This is a genomic window from Devosia sp. LjRoot3 (genome assembly GCF_964252865.1).
Lineage (GTDB): Bacteria > Pseudomonadota > Alphaproteobacteria > Rhizobiales > Devosiaceae > Devosia.
In genome coordinates this window covers 393,240-411,812 of record NZ_CAXUPK020000005.1, presented here as the reverse complement: position 1 = coordinate 411,812, position 18,573 = coordinate 393,240, and the positions used below count along the sequence as shown (strand labels likewise).

Below are 18,573 nucleotides of genomic sequence, written 5' to 3'. Positions count from 1 at the left end.
TTATAACATTGATTTCAAAGGGGTTTGCTCCATATCTGGGGTATAAGGCGGATCGCAAAGACATTCCCTGATCCGCTCAAACCGAGATGTTGAGGCGCAATCTTATGCAGGCGATTTCACCGAGAATTCTGGATAACGTCACCACTGTCGCGACGCTCCTAGGCATTATCCTGGCGTTTGACGCCATAGCTCAGGCCTATCGCAACAACGAGCCCACCGCTTGGGGCGTCTTCGGCTTCGTGGTCGCGACTGTCAGCGCGATTAGTCTTTTTGACCGTGTGCTGAATGTCTTCGGGAGATCAGAAGTGCCGGCTAGTCGTATGCCTCGTCTGGTCGGTGGTGGCATGAGCTTGCTGCTGTTTTTGATGTTCGCAGCAAGCGTGGGCCTGTTTCGCTTCGCCAACTGAGGGTGGCGAGGGACATGCCGACCTCGGCAAATCTAGAGATAGATCGAGCTTCGGCAGGTGAGGCATCAAGGGCCATACAGCATGTTGGGCTCCTTGATGCTCTCATTGCTCGTTAAGGTGCGTTACCTCCCAGTGGATATCGACGGGAACAAAAAAGTAGTCCCGGTAGGTCATGCATTTGTCGCGCAGACCTGCCTCCTGCAGTGCGCTAATGTAAGCCGGAATGGGCATCCGGCCCGCAGCTGCGCACCACTCGATCGATACGAAGTCTGAGACCCACAGATCATGCACTGGATAGCCAAGCCCGTGCGCTAGCTTTTCGAGGAGGAGGCCCACCAAGAGCTCGTTGCCGCGATCGTACAGGGGCTTTGCATCCGAGAAGAAACCCAGAATATCCGCCGGTCGCTTAGGACAGACAGTTCCGGTCTTCAGCCGGTATTCTTCCGCCAGATTAACGAGGTCAAAGGTTTCTGGTTCGGCAAGAGCCAGATAACCCGCGTCTCGCCAACACGCGCGTTGCTCATGGCTTGCGTTTCCGGGAACTTTGTTCGCGAACCCAATGTCTAGCAACGCCCCAAGCGCCTCGGCTAAGTCAACAACGGACGCGAGTTCAAGCGCATCCAATAATGGCACCTCGACGCGTGCGCCACGCCCCAGACGGCCCAAGCAGTACCCTTGAAACGCTGAGGCGTTCATCGTCCCGGCAGGTGGCAATTCCGACTTGGCGAGTGGGGCGGCGCAGGAGTTGCAGACAAGCAGGTGTCGGTCGCCCCAAGTGAGTGGCTTACCGCATGTGCACTTGCTGACCAGCGGGCCGTGACGACCGCACGTCGTTATGAACTTAAGCTCCCACTCCAATGGCGACCAACCGTGCTCCTGCACGCAATGATGACAAACTCGCCGTTGTTCGAGATCGATGAAGCGTCGGCCAAACCGTTCGCTCACAAGGACAACGGTGGATTTATCCCAGACATCCGGGAACCGATCGAACTCCTTGGCGGGAATTCCAAAAGCTTCAGACATGCGCTCGCTGTCGCGCGTGTCTCTAAGCATCCTGCCGTTGAGACCGATGCGGGTGTAGAAACCTAAAAACGTTGGCCACCCATTTATGGCTACAGCCCGTATTGCGAAAGCGCGACTCGTTTCATCCGGCTTCGGTATCGCGACAATGCTCGGCACCCACCGTTTGACCACCAGAGCTAGAAGTCCCATTTGTCACCCTTCACGTAGAAGGGATTGTTCTCGCCATAGACGCTTTGGTCCTCGTACAAAGCTAGGCGCATCACATCCCGATCTACGCAGGGGCGGTCGTTCTGGATCGCGAAATCCGTGGCGCTTTGGAGCAGCGCCTTCACCGTGCCAATTACGCCTTGCGAATACTCCCACAATGGCTGGGCAATTGGCTGTTCATCGATGGGGCTTTGCTCGTGGAAGGGCAGTACCTTCCTGAGGTTTGTAAGGAACGTTACGAACTCGCCCTTGTCGTCGGCCTCCCAATTGGGCTCTGGCAAAGGGCGGATAATGACCCGCTTACATACCAGCTCGGAAATTTCTTTACCGCTGGTAAGTACTTCCAGCGTGCCTTCGATACCGATGGCTGCGACTTCTACCTTTGCGACCTTGCAGAGTGCCTTCAGCATTGTCACAGCAGCATTCTTGTTGCCGCCGCGAATTTTACCTATCTCCTGAACATCGTCGTAGATGACTAGGCGTGTTTTTCGGCCTGTTAGCTGCTCTTGAAGAAGGCTGGCCAGATCACCGCCGTTGTCCCAGTTGGGAGGCTTCCCTCGGAGAAGGGCACGTAGCGTGTTGTCAGCCAGAGCGTTGAAGGTGGGATTATCAAGGATTTGGATGCATATGACCGGATGCGTGATTTGGTAGCCTTCGACCACCGTTACAAATGAGATGTTTGCGACTTCGCTGATAATCTCTTTGTCGCGATCGATGTTTTCGACATAGCCGCCGAGCTGTTTCGCCTTCTGCTTCATAAAGGTTTCGCGGGCGATGCTTTTACCCGTGTGCGTGGGCCCCACAATGGCGCAGATCTGTCCTTGGTGTCGCGTCCCATAGAGGCGGTACATGTCATCTAGCGCATTGATGATGCGTTTCATCGACCTCATGGGAACGACGGCCCGGCCGATCTTGCTGTTCCGTTCGGAGTCCGGGGCAGGCAGATCGAATTCAACTTCACTCATATCTCAAAAGGCCCTTCCGGGAGTTCGAGCAGGTTTCTACGACCTGGAGAGGGTGTGGGTGGCGCCTTCGCAGCGATTGTCGCTGAGGCCGGCAAGTCTGTATTGTGAGAGGCGAGTGATGCCTGTCGGGGCAGGGGCTTGAGGGGCTGGGGACCGTCTGCTTTGAACTGAGGCCCTTGTTCGGGAAGTGCCACGTGTCCCGTGGCAGCAGCATTCGCTGTCCGGACTTCTTCCACAGCGCGCACCGCCGGCGGTGTCGTGGCATATGGCCCTCTGAACCCGAATGTTTTGTACTCTGCGCCCTCGTGGATGTTCTGCGGCTCGAATTCCTCCGCTGCGCTGATCCCTGCGTCCACGGGTGGCACTGCGATGTCGTGACCGGGCTTTTTGGGGGGCGACGTAATATCTCGTCTGGTTCGGCGAGGTTCGCCCGAACGCTCCTTATCTGCCGCCCATTGTGCAAGACGACCATCTCGAGCATTCTTTTTCTGTCCTGGCGTTGCCTTGGATTCCTTGGCTTTCTTCGCAGCCAGGGCAGCCTCCTCGTGGGTCAGACCCAAGCCCGAGAATGCGCCGTCGAGATAGGCATCGATCCGCCCGACCCCGGTGAGGCTGAGAACCCGAATGACGTCATGCTCATACTTCGGAATCGTCGCGACCACCTTCACATTGCCGCCGGCCTCGAACCACATGTCGTGAAGATCCTGCGAGCGGTAACGCAAACCGGCGATCGCAATACCCTTTTGAGTGAGATCCACAGAAACGGCCCTGCCGCCAAAGACTTCAGGATCGGGCGCGTTTTTCCAGTTCAACATATTCAGCATTCCTCGGGTGTACCGATGGATGCGGATCTCCCCGGTGCCCGGCTCAATCGCTTGGTTGTAGTCATCAACCAGGTACGCGACGATGCCTTCCATGGCCTGCTCGATCGTCATCGTCGCAACAGCGCGGTCGGGGTCGCGCTTGTTTAATGTCGGGGCGGTGTATCCGGGCTTTTTCTTGACATGCGAATGCATGAAATCCCCCAGGGCTTTCTCGATAGCGCCCTTCAAGAAGCCGGAAGCCTTTGGGAGATCGTGGAGGTCGAAATGAAGGTTTTTGGCAAGACCGGCGAGTGCGGCTCCGCGGTGCGTGCTTTCGCGATCCACCCAAATCTCCATGGGCACGCCAAAAACTGGCCAATCGTTGACGAACTCGTAGGAGAACGAAGCAAGGAGCTCATTTTTGTGCATGACACCCATACGAATGGCCTCGTGGAGGGTGAACCAGCTCGGGTTTTCAAACGAAAGGTGAAATCCGACCGCAGCACCCGACCATTTGTCCTTCAGCAGGGTGAACCAGGGCCGCTTGTCTTCTCCCTCGTGGCGGATCAAGAGTTGATCCATGGGAGTGTGGTCGGCTTCCACTCGGTCCAGAGGTCCCTCAACGACCGGCCCCGGACCAATACCCTTCGATATGCGATAAGCCTCTTTGCGGCCTTGCTCATAAGCAAGCTGCTGATAAGCGTTACGCATTCTAAATCGGCGACGTACAAGGTGCGCGCCGATATGCCTGTCGCGGCCCAAGCGTGGATGCAGCTTGATGAGGCCGGCTTCGTGCTTTGCTGAAATCACGTCATCCGCGTGCCTCTGCAGTGCACCCAGAGGGGTGATCTGGTCGATGCGGCTCGTAATTTCTTCCGTAATTAGGTCCTCAATCTCCGCGATAATTTCTTCGTATCCCTCTGGGATGCCTCGCCGGCCCTTCCGGTGATCCTGATCGATCAGTGCCTTCTCGAGCTTTCCAGAAGTGATATAAATTGGGTCCCACAATCTCCTGACTGTCTGCACCGACGGCTTCTTTTGCCCCGTCGTGTCCTGAGCCATCGCATCGGCGATGGCAGCCTCGATATTTTTCGCTTTACGCCGTGCTATGGGACTATGCGCATCCAGGTTTTGGCAGACCGCAAACTTGAAGCTCGCCCGGTCACGCGCCTCCTGCGAAAAGAGATTCCAGTCTGCTTCCAGCAGCTCTCTGACTGCCGGTTGTAAGGATTGCCATTGATGATCTGAGACGATTTCAGCGCGACGCTGCAGCTCGAAAACCTGGTAACGCGTCATCGGGAAAGTGGCCTTACTGGCCATTTCCTGAACCACGAACTCCATCTTGATGGGGTCCGCTTCTATGATCTCACAAACTCGCCCCTTGATCCGAACGATTTTGCCGAGTTCCAGATCATGTCTTGAAATCTGATAGTTCATGACAGCGCACCCGCCATCAGGTTGTGGAAGTACGAGTCGGTGAGGAAATAGTTTTTGCGATCCAACCGAATTTTACCTCGCCGGTCCAACTGACAGGCAATATGCATTGCCCCGCCGCCGAGTGGACCGAGATGATGGGAAAACTCCATGACAGTTAGGATTTGGGGCAGGGAAGGTAGCTGCGCCTCGATCTCGGCAAACTGTTGTTGGCTGATGTGGGCCGTAAATGACCGCTTCATCGCCATGGCATTGTGAAATCTGGGTTCAACGCGTATCTGGATTTCGGTGTAGAGACGGAAGTCCATTCCTTCGCGAATGGAAGCGGCCTCCATAGCGGCCAAGCGCGCGTTCATAACGGCCGCCTCGTCGGGGTATTTCTCCGGATCAGGCTTCGCCTCTGCTATCGGCTTGCATTCGACAAGCAGGTCGCGTCGACCACGCCGTCTAATCCAGGCGTCGGGGTACCAGTCTGAGTGTCCACCAGCGACATCCAGTTGCAGCAAACCGGGTTGCGCCTTGCCGGCAATCATGTCGGTGAACAGGAAGTCAGCAACGACCCAAAAATCGCCCTCGATCGAAGACTCAAATGCTTTAGTTGCAAAGCCAAGGCGAGGAACTGATTTGATCCCGGTGTACTGCGAAGATCCAGCGTGCCGCAGGAAACGAGATTCCGAGCCACGCAGCTCCTCATGCTTACGTTTCTGTCTGTCCAGAATCTGATGTGCAAATGGATATGTTCCACCCTCCATCTGTCTTGGAGGGGCAAATCTTGAACGCGATCGAGATTGGGCCTTTTCCTCGAATTCTCGAGCCTTGCGGTACAGGTTGCGCCCCTGATGCTCCTCAGCCAGACTTTCCATTTCCGCACCAAATCTTCACTCAAATACACGCGCTGCTGCGATGGCCCGAGAAATTAAACGCAAGCGAGTTCTCGCAGTCGGAGCGACAGCTCCTGACCTAACGTGTTCGCGTTTCGGCATTCTTTGGCCCGCGACGACAATTGAAAAGTCCGCGTTTACCCCTTGGGAACGGATGTATCCGCGGACGATCTCGCGGCCGGTGATTTAAGAGCTTGAGAGCACACGCCTTAGGCGCTCCCACGGTCTGACATTTCTAATTTCCCGGTAATCGTCGCCCGCTCTAATCCTTGTTGTGCTAATCAGCCCACGAGAGACGTCCGCCACAAGTATCCCCTGTGCCAACATTGCCAATACCGCCTCGAGCGACTGGGGGAGGGGGAATTGCAAAGCCTGCAGCAAGGTGGACAACGTCGAGCCTTCTGCCGACTTCTGCACTGCTTCCAGGGCCACGTACCGGGTCATTGGGTCGACCACCAAACGCTTCTTCGACCAGATCATGTTGGCGGTCGAATACGCGGGTTCCTTGAGGATGGAACTCCGGCAGATAGTCAATCCTGGCAGTTCCAGGCCAGCAATATCTGGCACCAGGCGCGTCTCCGTCACCAACAGCGCAAAATCTGTTTGAGAGATGGTCACCACGAAGCCGAAATCCACTGAGTAGGCGTGTAGCTCGTCGATCGCCACTGGAAGGGGGGCGATCGCAGTAATCGTGGGGTCGAGAGCAGCCTGAACCAGAACAGCGCGCTGCCATCGACGCGGATAGTGCACGGGGGAGACGCTTTTCCAAGAATGAAACCCTGGATAGCGCTGGACAAGGTTGGAGTCAGTCTGAGCAGCACGCATTTAAGCCACGTGAACGTATGCCTCGGGAGTAACCAGAGGCCGTCTGCATCAGCCTGCACACATTAAGCGTACAGACTTCGAGGCTTGTCAACAGATAGCTAGATAGCTAGATATCTAGATAGCCGAGATGTCTGAAATGCGATTGTTGGGCTGCCTTGCCTTGGGCGGATTTGCTGGGGTTCGGCTGCAATGATGGGTAGAGTGTGATGTCGACTGATAATCCTGAGAAACGACCGCCGCGGAAAGACGGCCGCAAGGCGCTGCTCTCCTATTTGAGCGCCGAGGCGATCGAGCGGCTCAAGATCGAGGCGCTACGCAAAAACACGCCAGCGTACTTGATCCTCGAAAAGCTCATCCTGAACAATCTATAGGCCTGAACGCGCTGTGGTGGAGTCAGAGCAAACGGCAGGGTAGGGCGCCCTAACCGACGAAGCTGCAGCAAGCAGCCGTCTAGTTCCAAGCTGGCGAGATTGAACGCCGCAGCAGCTCCGCGATGTCATGCCGGATCACAGACTTTCGATCCTCGATGGTTTTGCAGGACAACGCCGACAATCGCCGTTGGCGCCGCCTAGTGCTTGGCTGCCGAACAGCACGAGCCTTATGGGCGTGTCCCTCATTTCGGCGGTCTCCAAGGTCAAAGTCGTCACCAGGCAGCCGCGATGGCCAGAGTTGACCTGAAAACCGTCGTGAAGGTCCGTCTACATGATACCCGCCCACAATTTCTCGGGTCGTCACGACGGCGCTGTGCCACGCCGGCAACTGATGCTTCCAGCGCGTCCAAACCCAATTCTTGCGGAGACTGAGCGCTGAGCGCGCTGCGGCGCAAGTGGCCTTCGGCCAAGCGTTTGCAACATGGCACAAGGGCTAGCGCTATGGTCATTCGACTGGACCGAGGGCGATACACCTAAACCTGTCCATCTGCGCCGTTGTAGGCTTTTGGGGTGCGCTGACCCGTTGGTTGTAGGCTTTAGGGGTGAAGGGGCTGCGTTTGGATGTAATCTTTTGGGATAGGTTGTAACCTTATGAGGTCGGGAACATCGGGCGAGGTGCAGGGAGGCAGAAAGCTGCACAAACGTAATTCGCATAATATACATTATGGAACTTTTGTGTGTGAGAAAGCGCGCCAAACCGGGCTTTGAGCCGCAACAATACCAGCTGCCAAAGCACCGTGGATAAGTTTGTGCGCACATCCGAGGTCATCCTCACGATTTTTCCTTGCGCGTGTTGAAATCCGGGCGTCTCGTTCGTCGCGAAGGCATATTCCCTGAGGAGGACCTTCGAATGGAACGGCACTATGGTTGGGTCATTGTCGCAGCCGGCGCAGTGATCACTTGTTTGGCGATGGGCGCGATGTTCGCCCTGCCTGTCTACCTTCAGCCCATCGCGGAAGAAACCGGCTGGACCCGCGCCGGCATTTCCGGCGCCATGACGGTGGGTTTCATCGTCATGGGTATTGCCGGTTTTCTTTGGGGCACGCTGACCGACCGCATCGGCGCGCGGCCGGTGGTTCTGGTCGCGGCCGTCCTGCTTGGGCTTGGTCTCTTTATTGCCAGCCGCGCCAATGATCTTCTGGTGTTCCAGTTTGCCTATGGCGGGCTAGTTGGCGCCTCTGGTGGCGCTTTCTTCGCCCCCTTGATCGCAACCACGCTTGGCTGGTTCGACAAGCATCGGAGCCTGGCGGTCTCGCTCGTCTCGCTCGGCGGCGGTATCGCCCCGATGACGATCACGCCGCTGGCGACAGTATTGATCGCCAACTATGGCTGGCGCAATGCCATGATGATGACGGCTATCGCTGCTGCAGCGCTCATCATTCCGGCGGCTTTCCTGATCCGCCGTGCACCCGCCGTCATGGCAGAAGCACCGTCACCGGGCAGCGATATTGCACCGGCCGAGCCTCAGCCGACCAATATGGGCGCGATCTTCCGCACGCCTCAGTTCTTCATCCTGGCTGGCGTCTTTTTTCTCTGCTGCGCCGCGCATTCAGGTCCGATCTTTCATACGGTCAGCTATGCCATGCTCTGCGGCGCCTCGGCGTTGGCAGCGGCCAGTATCTATAGCGTCGAAGGCTTTGCCGGGCTTTTCGGCCGCGTCATCTTCGGCGTCCTGGCCGACAGGATCGGTGTCAAACGCGTCATCGTCATTGGTCTCGCGATGCAAGCCATTGGAATCTATAGCTATATCTATGTCAGCGAGCTGCCGCACTTCTACATGCTGGCCGTGGTGCTGGGCCTCGTCTATGGCGGTGTGATGCCGCTCTATTCGGTGCTGGCGCGCGATTATTTCGGGCCCAATGTCATGGGCACCGTGCTCGGCGGTATCACGATGACTTCGTCCATCGGCATGGCTTTTGGGCCGGTTGGCGGCGGTTGGCTGTTCGATACTTTCGGTGACTACCACTGGCTCTACGTGGCTTCGGCGGCCGTCGGTCTCGCCGCTGCGGCGCTTGCCCTGGCTTTCCCGCCCAAGACCACAAAGGAAACGCCGGCAGAAGCACTGCCGGCGTAACTGAGGCGATCAGGCGGGGCTGGCGACTGCCGCTCCGCCATCTTCATCATCATCCTTGTTGGCGGCATAGGCCGCAGACAATTCCCGATAGTAGCGGGAATTGAACGCCAGGATGGTGACGAACAGGCCCAAAAACCCGGCCACGGTGAAGACCAGGGCAATCCCGCGCGCCGGGCCGGTACCGAACCAGGAGCCGATAGACTGGGCCCCTGCCCCATCCGTCATGAACGGAATCACCACGAACTGCGTCAGTGGTCCGATCAGGAATGCCGTCAGTGGTGACGCAGCCTGTTCGACCGATTGCGCAAAGCCGAAAACGCGGCCCTGGCGCTCGAGCGGCACCACCTTTTGCAGCGTCGTGTGCTCGGCGGCTTCGGCATAGGGGCCAAGGAGCATCCAGACGAAACACCCGGCCGCCAGCAGCCAGAAGGACGATTGCACGGTGAAGACGCAGCAGACGGCCCAGGTGATGACATTGACCATCATCAGCGTGCGAAGCGGGTTCTTGCCCAGACCCAGCTTCGAAATGACGATGCCACTGAAAATGAACGCCGTCGACAACACGCCGAAGGTCAGGCCCCAGACCTCCACCGACACCAGCGACAGGCCATAGGCATCGAGCAGCGCCATGAAGACGCCGCCGAGGAAATTGTTGAAGGTGGCGAAGAAGATAAGGGCGAAAAGTCCGGGAACGGCGGCAATGACCCGAATGGTTCCGGCCACATCGACGCGTTTTGGCTCGGACGGTACCTCGGGATCATGGGGCGCCCTGCCCTCATCGAGCGGGACGATACTGAGGTGAATGAAAACCAGCACCGTCGCGACGAGCGACATCAGCATCACACCCAGCATGCCAGTATAGGCAACGAGAAAGCCCGAAATCACCGAGGTCGTCAGGAAGCCGATGCCCGAAACCATGCCGACGAGACCATTGGCCTTGTCGCGGTCGTTCTCGGGGATGAGGATGGTCACAAGCGTCGGCAGCGCGATCGAGCGGATATTGCCGGCGATGACGCCCAGCATCACCGTGACGATGAAGAGCCAGAGATATGGGCCGTAGGGGTTCGTGAAGGCGCCCTCGGGCTCGAACAGCACCATTGCGAGGCCGGCCATATAGCACAGCCCGGAAACGACGCTCGACCCAAGCATGGCGAGCTTTTTGGAGTTGTGGTCGACGATCGAGCCGAACCAGATGCCGAAGGCAGCAGTGAAGACAAGAAAGATGCCGGCGATCATGCCGGTGGCGAAAACGGACTGGGTTTCGATGAAAACCCAAAAGGTTACGGCGAACCAGACGGTGAAATTCGTGACATTGGCCACGAGATTGTTCGCCAGAATTTGGTGAAAGGGACGCATTGCTTAGTCCTCTTGGAGATCAGGTCCTTCTGCCGGTTGGGCACTCTCCTCCCTCCCGGCCATGGCGGCAAGTCGAAACGGGCTTAGCGCGCACCTGTGACAGGTTCTGTCAGCGAAGCGCGTGACACGACGAATGGTTCACCGGGATTTCGACACGCCAAAGAAAAAGGGCCCCGGCAATGCCGGAGCCCAGTCGGGAGGAAACTCTTTTGCGTCTTAGCTGAGCGGCGCAAGCAGCGACTTGCCGTCCTTGTCGAAGAGAATGGCCTTGGCCGGTTCGGCCGCAAGCGCCAGGCTTTCGCCAACGCGCAGCGGCTGGTCGCCTTCGAGCACGGCAAGCCAGGCTGCGCCGGACGACAGCTCAAGGTTGACGATGGTCTCGTTCCCCAGCCGTTCGACAAGGCTCACGCGGCCCACAATGGCGCCATTGCTGGCCGGAACGAGGTCATGGGGACGAATGCCGAGTGTCAGTTTGTCGCCGACCTTGACGCCAGCAGGCGTTGCCGGGACACGCAGGCTCGCGACGTCCTTGCTGGAGACGGTGATCGAGTCGCCATCGACGACTTCGACGGTGACCTCGACAAAGTTCATCTTCGGCGAGCCGATGAAGCCGGCGACGAAGAGATTGGTCGGGCGCTGATAGAGCTCGATCGGGCTGCCGACCTGCTGCACGACACCGGCGTCCAGAACCACGATCTTGTCGGCCAGGGTCATGGCTTCGACCTGGTCATGGGTCACGTAGATCATGGTCGCGCCGAGATCGGCATGGAGCTTGGCGATCTCCATGCGCGTATCGACACGGAGGGCCGCGTCGAGGTTCGACAGCGGCTCGTCGAAGAGGAAGACTTCGGGCTTGCGCACGATGGCGCGGCCGATGGCGACGCGCTGGCGTTGTCCGCCCGAGAGCTGGCCCGGCTTGCGATCGAGCAGGTGTTCCATCTTGAGGATGCGCGCAGCTTCGCGGATCTTCTGGTCGCGGACATCCTTAGGCGTTTTGGCGAGCTTCAGGCCAAAGCCGACATTGTCGTAGACCGTCATATGCGGATAGAGCGCATAGGACTGGAACACCATCGCGATGGAGCGATCACGCGGCTCGACGGCGTTGCAGAGCTTGTCGCCGATATAGAGTTCGCCGCCGGTGATGTCTTCCAGACCCGCGATCATGCGCAGCAGGGTCGACTTGCCGCAGCCCGAGGGGCCGACGAAAACGACGAACTCGCCGTCTTCGACGGTCAGGTCCACGCCCTTGATGACCTCGACCTTGCCATAGGTCTTCTGGATATTCTTGAGTTCCAAGCCAGCCATGGGTCAGATCTCCTCGCTGAGAATTTTGGTTGCCATCGCCCTACCCCTTGACCGCGCCGGCCGTCATGCCGGCCACGATCTGCCGGTTGAAGAACATGAAGACGATGAGCGGCGGGATGGTGATGAGCAGGATATTGGTGAAGAGCAGGTTGTAGGCCGTGCTGAACTGGCTCTGGAAATTGTAGAGCGTCAGCTGCACGGTCGCGTTCTGATTGCCCGGCAGGTAGTAGAGCGGGTTGGTGAAGTCGTTGAAGATGCCGACCGACTGCACCACGATATTGGTCACCGTCACCGGCCAGAGCAGCGGCAGGATGATGCGGAAGAACACGTCGAGCGGGCGAGCCCCATCGATCACCGCGGCCTCGTCGAGCTCACGCGGAATGGTGGCGATGAAGGCGCGATAGAGGATGATCGAGAATGGCAGGTTGTAGGCCACCTGGATCAGGATCATGCCGTGCAGCGTGCCGAACAGTTTTAGCCCTTGCAGCAGCCAGATGGTCGGCACCACAGCGGGCGGGATCATCAGGCCGGCGAGGATCAGGAACTCGATCGTACCGTTCCACTTAGTCTTGCGGCGGGCCAGCACGAAGCCAACCATGGCGGCGAGGACGATCAGCAGCGTGACACTGACCACCGTGATCAGCGAGGAGTTGATAAACGCCGTGATCATCATCCAGTTGCGGGTCTTGATCACCTCGTAGAGGTTTTCAAAGAGGTGGAAGCCGTTCGGCCAGGAGAAGTCGCGCAGAGCCGACTGCTGCTTGTCCTTGAAAGCCATCAGGATGATGAACAAGAACGGGATAACAAAGACCACGAAGGTGGCCGCGATGGCGGCAATACCGCCAATGATGGAGGCGCGCGACTTCTTCATTCGTGGCCCTGCTTGCGATTGAGGAACATGGTCAGCGGCACGACGAGCACGGCAATGAGGATAAACAGCACCACGTTGCCTGCGGTCGAGAGGCCATAGAAACCGGCCTGGTACTGCTTGTAGATGACTGAAGCGACGGTATCGGAAGCAAAGCCCGGACCGCCCTTGGTCATCGCCCAGATGAGGTCGAAGGTGCGAAGGCCGCCGATGAAGGACAGCGTGATGACGGTTGCGGTTGCCGGTCGGCTGAGCGGCAGCGTCACATAGAAGAAGTTCTGCAGCTTGGTCGCGCCATCGATGCGGGCGGCTTCGTAATAGTCCTTGGGGATGGCGACGAGACCGGCAATGTAGATGACGGTGGCAAGCCCCACGCCCTTCCAGACGTCGACAAGGGCAACCGAGAACAGCGCCAGCTTGGGATCGACGAGCCAGCCCGGCCCCTGAATACCGATCATCGCCAGGGTCTGGTTGATCATGCCTAGGGTCGGATGCATCAGGACCGTAAAGGTCATGCCGACGCCGATTGTGGACACCAGCACCGGGAAGAAGATCACCGAACGCAGATAGCCGCGTGCCATGATCTGGCTCGTCAGCATCACGGCTAGCATCATCCCGATGACGACCTTCAGGCCCGAGGTGATCACGGCATAGATGACCGTGTTTACGAGGCCCTGGATAAGGAACGGTTCGCGGAAAAACTGCGCGAAATTGTCGAGGCCGATGAACGTGGCATCGAACAGCGTCCAGCGCGTCAGGCTGAAATAGAGCGACGCAAAGGTCGGCGCCAGGAACAGCACGGAATAGACTACCGCAGCCGGCGCATAGAACCAGCCAGGGTAAAGGGACCTACGCTGCATTTTCAGCGCAGGAACAGCTGATGCTGTCATGGGGAACCTCGCAATGCATTGCGGCTCCGGAGGGTTGGGCCCTCCGGAGCCTAAGCAGGGTCAGAGACGATTACCAGCCGGCAAGGCCGAGCTGCTGTGCCTGCTTGCGCACGTCTTCGTCGTAGAGAGCGGCGCCGTCAGCGGCCTGGCGGATGCCCGAACCGACTTCAACGGTGATCTGCTCCAGAGCCGGGCCCTTGATCGGCGACAGGAACTCGAGAGCCGGGCCGTTATGGCCGCCTTCCTGGAAGTAGGGCAGCATGTCGGCCACGGCCGGCGGCACGTCGGCAGGCAGTTCGCAACCGGCGATCATGTAGGGACCGGTGGCGCCCACGGCTTCGTTGCGGATGTCGCAGCCTTCCGGCGAACCGATGAAGCCGACGAAGTCCTTGGCCAGATCCGGAGCAGCCGTGGTCTTGGCGATGTAGATCGAGTCCGGCATCCAGGTGGTCAGGCCGTTGGTTTCGGCATTGTCACCCGGCTGGGCGAAGAAGCCGACGTCCTGCAGATGGTCCGGCACGGTTTCAGCGATAGCGCCGATGCCGAAGGTCAGCATTGGGTAGTGAGCGCCTTCGCCGGTCGCAACCATGCGGATACCATCGGGATAGGTCGCAGCGCCGAAGTCGGCATTGAGGAAGCCAGCTTCATAGACTTCCTGCAGCTTTTCAAAGCCACGGACAGCGGCCGGGGTGGTAGCGAACTTGGCTTCACCGGCAGTGAACTTCTCGGCAAAGTCCGGCACTTCCGTGAGGACGTTGTAGAAGTCGGCCAGGACGAACAGCTGGGAAGTCCAGGTTTCGCCATAGGTCTGGATCACGGCAGTCTTGCCGGCGGCCTTGATCTTTTCGTTGTTGGCCATGAACTCGTCCCAGGTCTTGGGAACTTCGAGGCCAAGCTCTTCATAGATTGGCTTGTTGTAGAAGATGCCGCCGCCCATGGCCGGAGCGAAGGGTGTGCCATAGACTTCGCCACCAGCCGAAACGACCGACTTGAAGCTGTCCTGGATGCCAGCCTGCCACGGTTCATTGGTAACCGGCAGCAGGTTCTGGACCGGGTTGATCGCCTGGAAGAGCGAGCCCGAATTGTAGAAGAACACGTCGGCCATGGCGCCCGTCGCCAGACGGGTCTTGACGATGTTGTCGCCTTCGCCGCCACCGGGGCGCACTTCGATGTCGATGGTGACATCGGGGTTCTTCGCGGTGTAGGCGGCCACCCATGCTTCAGCGACGGCGACCGACTGCGGGCCGTTGTCGATGAGGAATGACAGGTAGCCCGACTGCTGGGCGTTGACGGCATTGGCCGTCATCATCAGGCCGAGCAGGCTGGCGCCGGTCAGGGCGAAAAGTTTGGTCTTGGTCATAGTCTACCTCCCTGGGAGGCCCGCATTTTGCGGGCCCTGGTTAAGTCGAGATACGCGCCTTACGGCGTGTTGGCGTTCACCAGCGACTTCTGGCGCTCCTCGCGCTTCGGTGCTGTGTAGTTGAAGGTCACGACGTGCTTGCCGGCAGAGAGGGCTGTGTCCTGGCCCGCCGTGATGGGCTGGCCATCGAGCTTGGCGTCGCGATAGGTGGAAGCGAGGCGCAGAACGCCTCGGCTTGCCGCCGGCACTTCGATCTCGTAGCGCACGGCTTCACCGGTGATGGTCCACTCCGCGCGGATCTTGCCCGCCGGGCTGTCGTGATCGGCCTTGACCGGGGACAGTTCGGGCAGGATCAGCGGTTCAAAGACCACGGTCTTGAACGCGGGGTCCTTCTCGTCGGGACGGAAGCCGGCAACCCCTTCCAAGAGCCACTGGCAAACAGCGCCATAGGCATAGTGGTTGTAGGAGTTCATCTGCGGGTTGTAGATCGAGCCATCGGCCTGGATCGCATCCCAGCGTTCCCAGATCGTCGTCGCGCCCATCTTCACCTGATAGAGCCAGCCCGGGACTTCTTCCTGCAGGAAGACTGCGCTGGCGAGGCCCCATTCGCCGATCTTGATCAGCGCGGGCAACAGTGCCGGAGTGCCGATGAAGCCGGTGCCGATACGGCCCTCGGCACGAGCGATGGTGTTCTTGAAGTAGCCCTTGGCTGCTTCGTACTTGTCGGCCGGGATCAGGTCGTGAACGATGGCCAGCGCATAGGACGTCTGGTCGTCATAGGCCAGACGGCCGGAGACGGTGATGAACTCGCTCTGGAAGGCGGTCTTCACGTCGGCCGCCATCTTGCCAAGGCGCTGGGCTGTCGCGGCGTCGCCGACGATACCGGCAATGTCGGCAACCTGCTTGGCGGCGATATAGAGGTAGATCGTCGCGGCAGCATCGTCGCCAATAGTCGGCAGCGGCTTGGCGCTCGGGCCCTTGGGCTGCAGCCAGTCGCCGAACGAGAAGCCACGGGCACCCCATTCGCGCGGCGGCGAAACGATAGGGCCGTCGCTGATCGACCAGACGAAGTCGACCCACTTGACCATGTTGGGCAGCACTTCCTTTAGGAAGTCCTTGTCGCCGTAATGGAGATAAACCTGCCACGGCACCTGGTAGATGGCATCGCCCCAGCCGGTCGAGCCGTAAAAGCCCGGATAGTGTTCCGGCTGCATGCGGGTCGGATCGGGGCAAACGTGCGGGACAGCGCCGTCTTCGCGCTGATCGACCATCAGGTCGCGCACCCACTTGTGGAAGAAGCCCTGCACTTCGCCGAGATAGGCGGCGGTGCCGGCAAAAACCTGCGCGTCGCCGGTCCAGCCCAGACGCTCGTCGCGCTGCGGGCAGTCGGTCGGCACTTCGATGAAGTTGCCGCGCTGGCTCCAGAGCGTGTTGAGGAAGAGGCGGTTCACCAGCTGGTTGCCCGAGGTGAAGGTTGCCTTCTGCTCGGTCACCGAACTGATCGGGATCGACTTGATGTCGACGAGCTTGGCGTCGCCTTCAATGGCAACGCGTGCATAGCGGAAGCCCTGGAAGGTGAAGTGCGGACGGTAAGTCTCGGTCCCCTGCCCGTTCAGGACATAGGTGATCGTCGCTTCGGCCGTGCGGTAATTGACGTTGTAGAAATTGCCGTCCTTGTCGAGGACTTCGGCGTGCTCGACGGTCACCTTGGCGCCGGCGGAACCGGAAACCGAGATGGCGACATAGCCACCAACGTTCTGGGCGAAATCGAAAACCGTACGGCCTTCGGCGTCGGTCCAGGTCTTGACCGCGGTCAGCGCGTCAAGCTCACGCACCGGCGTCGTTTCGTGGGCGACGAGGCGGGCGTGGTCGAATTCAATCGCGGCAGTCGCGCCCGAAACGGTCGGTGCGATGCGAGCGTCAAAAGTTTCGCCGAAATAGATGCCCGACTTGCGGATCGGCAGTTCGCCGCTTTCCCAAGAAGCATCGGTCACTAGGATCGGATCAGCGTCCCCTGCCCGACCGCGCAGTTCCACCAGCGCGGCAATCTCGCTGCCCCAGGTGTTGTAGATCGGGAATTTGCCCCACATCAGCTGCGAGCGCAGCCAGCCGTCGCCCAGCCAGATTTCGATGCGGTTCTCACCGGCAACGAGCAGCGAGCCCACGTCATAGGTCTGGTAGCTCAGGCGCGCATCATAGGCCGTCCAGCCCGGCGTCAGCACATCGTTGCCGACGCGCTTGCCATTGATGAAGGCGACGTAGAGGCCGAGGGCCGTGATGTCGAGAATTTCGGCGCCGGAAACGCTGTCGAGATTGAAGGTCTTCGCAACGAAGGTTGCCGGAGTGCCGACACCCTTGTCAGCGAGCGGACGAACCATCTTGGCAGTCCAAGCGCGTGTGGAAGCTCGTGAGCTGGAAGCCAGCTCTGCCGCGGTTTCATTCAGCACGTGGTAGTCTCCTCAGGCCGCTTGGTGCGGCTGTAAACTGTTCTACGTGTAGCGTTCTACATTTTTGCGATCTTCGCAATAGGCTTTTTTTAGAATAGGTGCGAAGACTGAGGCGGAGGACGTGATGACCAAGAAAGCCCCGGCGAGAACGCCGCGCATTACAATCCGGGAAGTTGCGAGCGATGCCGGGGTGTCGGTAGCGGCCGTTTCCAAAGTGCTGCGAGACGCTTACGGCGTCAGCGATGCCCTGCGCGCCAAGGTCCAGGCGTCGATGGACAAGCTCAATTATCGCCCCCTGGCGTCGGCCCGAGGTCTTCGTGGTCGCACCTATACGCTCGGGCTCGTTTTCCCCGACCTGCGCAACCCATTCTTCGCCGACATCTTTGCTGGCGTGAACTCGGCTCTGGAGCGTACCCGATACCAGGCCATGCAAGGGGTTAGCGTCTCGGCCTCATCGCTCGTCGAGGCCATGATCGACCGTCAGATGGATGGCCTCGTCCTCATCGGACCCAACGAGACCAATGAGCGACTGAACGATATCGCCGACCGTGTCCCGCTTGTGGCGATCGGCCACCACGACCTCACCGACGCGCGCTTCGACACGGTCAACAACGACGATCAGCTGGGTGGCCGCCTCGCCGTCCGCCATCTCTGCCAGAATGGCCACAAGAAGATCGCCATGCTCAGCCTCGCGGCGCCGGTTTCGACGGTGATCAATCAGCGCGAGCTCGGGTATCGACTGGAGATGACCGAGCAAGGCCTCGGCGGCTCGATCAACATTGTTCGCGCGCCCCAGGTGCTTCGCGAAGTCCAACTGATCCTCCGCCGCCTTCTCGAAGGCAAGGATCGGCCGGACGCCATTTTCTGCTGGACCGACCTCATGGCCTTCGAAGCCATCAGCGTTGCGGTCGAACTAGGCCTCTCAATCCCCGAAGATGTTGCCATTGTCGGCTACGACAACACCGTCTTTTGCGAATTCTCGCAAAACCGTCTCACCAGCATCGACCAGTCCGGCGAAGTGCTAGGTTTACAAGCAACTCGCCTGCTCATCGAGCGCATTGATGGCCGTTCTCACTCCGAACACTTCGTGGTTACCCCGCGTGTCGTAGCGCGGGCCAGCTCCGCAAAGTCGGGCTAAGGCGCTGCATCCAGCCGAAAACGGGCAAGACCGTTGACACGCAAGGGCTTTGCGCTATGGTCCGCGCCGCAAGGTTTGCCGGATTGCCTGTTTTTTCTCTTGCGTTTTCTCTGCCCGGCGACGGGCCCGCGCAGAAAAACAAGTACCCGACGCTCCATT

15 protein-coding genes are annotated in these 18,573 nt (G+C 59.2%); 4 read left to right on the top strand and 11 right to left on the bottom strand.

What is annotated here, in order from left to right:
* Positions 1 to 104 precede the first annotated feature (104 nt).
* Positions 105 to 407 (top strand): hypothetical protein, encoded by a 303-nt coding sequence (locus ACSQ2A_RS19375; RefSeq protein ID WP_436073534.1) that lies wholly within the window; start codon positions 105 to 107, stop codon positions 405 to 407.
* Between the two features lie 102 nt (positions 408 to 509).
* Here ACSQ2A_RS19375 and ACSQ2A_RS19370 read toward each other — a convergent pair whose 3' ends face one another.
* From ACSQ2A_RS19370 to ACSQ2A_RS19350, 5 genes are all read right to left on the bottom strand, one after another.
* On the bottom strand, positions 510 to 1,619 hold the full coding sequence (locus tag ACSQ2A_RS19370; protein WP_436073533.1) for a TniQ family protein: 1,110 nt from the start codon (positions 1,617 to 1,619) through the stop codon (positions 510 to 512).
* Positions 1,607 to 2,602 (bottom strand): TniB family NTP-binding protein, encoded by a 996-nt coding sequence (locus tag ACSQ2A_RS19365; RefSeq protein ID WP_436073532.1) that lies wholly within the window; start codon positions 2,600 to 2,602, stop codon positions 1,607 to 1,609. The genes ACSQ2A_RS19370 and ACSQ2A_RS19365 overlap by 13 nt, the downstream gene beginning before the upstream one ends.
* A complete protein-coding gene (locus ACSQ2A_RS19360; protein WP_436073531.1) occupies positions 2,599 to 4,842 on the bottom strand; it encodes a hypothetical protein in 2,244 nt (747 codons plus the stop codon). The genes ACSQ2A_RS19365 and ACSQ2A_RS19360 overlap by 4 nt, the downstream gene beginning before the upstream one ends.
* The gene (locus tag ACSQ2A_RS19355) at positions 4,839 to 5,702 is read right to left on the bottom strand and encodes a hypothetical protein (RefSeq protein ID WP_436073530.1); all 864 of its coding nucleotides are present in this window, start codon (positions 5,700 to 5,702) and stop codon (positions 4,839 to 4,841) included. Before ACSQ2A_RS19355 ends, ACSQ2A_RS19360 begins: the two co-directional genes overlap by 4 nt.
* Before the next feature lie 204 nt (positions 5,703 to 5,906).
* Complete coding sequence (locus tag ACSQ2A_RS19350) at positions 5,907 to 6,545, bottom strand: hypothetical protein (protein WP_436073529.1); 639 nt, start codon at positions 6,543 to 6,545, stop codon at positions 5,907 to 5,909.
* 206 nt (positions 6,546 to 6,751) lie between these two features.
* Between ACSQ2A_RS19350 and ACSQ2A_RS19345 the strand changes: the two genes are divergently transcribed.
* Positions 6,752 to 6,916, top strand: coding sequence for a hypothetical protein (locus ACSQ2A_RS19345; RefSeq protein ID WP_436073528.1), 165 nt, complete (start codon positions 6,752 to 6,754; stop codon positions 6,914 to 6,916).
* A gap of 910 nt (positions 6,917 to 7,826) precedes the next feature.
* A complete protein-coding gene (locus ACSQ2A_RS19340; protein ID WP_436073527.1) occupies positions 7,827 to 9,050 on the top strand; it encodes an MFS transporter in 1,224 nt (407 codons plus the stop codon).
* Positions 9,051 to 9,059: 9 nt separating this feature from the next.
* On the opposite strand, the gene ACSQ2A_RS19335 is transcribed toward ACSQ2A_RS19340, so the two are convergent.
* The 6 genes from ACSQ2A_RS19335 to ACSQ2A_RS19310 all read right to left on the bottom strand — a co-directional run bounded on the left by ACSQ2A_RS19335 (position 9,060) and on the right by ACSQ2A_RS19310 (position 17,207).
* Positions 9,060 to 10,406, bottom strand: a complete 1,347-nt coding sequence (locus ACSQ2A_RS19335) for an MFS transporter (RefSeq protein ID WP_295411863.1) — start codon at positions 10,404 to 10,406, stop codon at positions 9,060 to 9,062.
* A 216-nt stretch (positions 10,407 to 10,622) separates the two neighbouring features.
* Positions 10,623 to 11,711, bottom strand: a complete 1,089-nt coding sequence (locus ACSQ2A_RS19330) for an ABC transporter ATP-binding protein (protein ID WP_436073526.1) — start codon at positions 11,709 to 11,711, stop codon at positions 10,623 to 10,625.
* Between the two features lie 40 nt (positions 11,712 to 11,751).
* Entirely contained in the window at positions 11,752 to 12,582 is an 831-nt protein-coding gene (locus ACSQ2A_RS19325) for a carbohydrate ABC transporter permease (RefSeq protein WP_295411861.1), read from the bottom strand.
* Positions 12,579 to 13,469 carry a carbohydrate ABC transporter permease gene (locus tag ACSQ2A_RS19320; RefSeq protein ID WP_295411860.1) on the bottom strand — a complete coding sequence of 297 codons (891 nt, stop codon included), beginning with the start codon at positions 13,467 to 13,469 and terminating at the stop codon, positions 12,579 to 12,581. Before ACSQ2A_RS19320 ends, ACSQ2A_RS19325 begins: the two co-directional genes overlap by 4 nt.
* A gap of 70 nt (positions 13,470 to 13,539) precedes the next feature.
* Positions 13,540 to 14,829 carry an ABC transporter substrate-binding protein gene (locus ACSQ2A_RS19315; RefSeq protein WP_436073525.1) on the bottom strand — a complete coding sequence of 430 codons (1,290 nt, stop codon included), beginning with the start codon at positions 14,827 to 14,829 and terminating at the stop codon, positions 13,540 to 13,542.
* 59 nt (positions 14,830 to 14,888) lie between these two features.
* Positions 14,889 to 17,207 (bottom strand): family 78 glycoside hydrolase catalytic domain, encoded by a 2,319-nt coding sequence (locus ACSQ2A_RS19310; RefSeq protein ID WP_436073524.1) that lies wholly within the window; start codon positions 17,205 to 17,207, stop codon positions 14,889 to 14,891.
* Between the two features lie 193 nt (positions 17,208 to 17,400).
* Here ACSQ2A_RS19310 and ACSQ2A_RS19305 point away from each other — a divergent pair, with 193 nt between their 5' ends.
* Positions 17,401 to 18,414, top strand: coding sequence for a LacI family DNA-binding transcriptional regulator (locus tag ACSQ2A_RS19305; protein ID WP_436073523.1), 1,014 nt, complete (start codon positions 17,401 to 17,403; stop codon positions 18,412 to 18,414).
* The last annotated feature ends 159 nt before the right edge of the window (positions 18,415 to 18,573 follow it).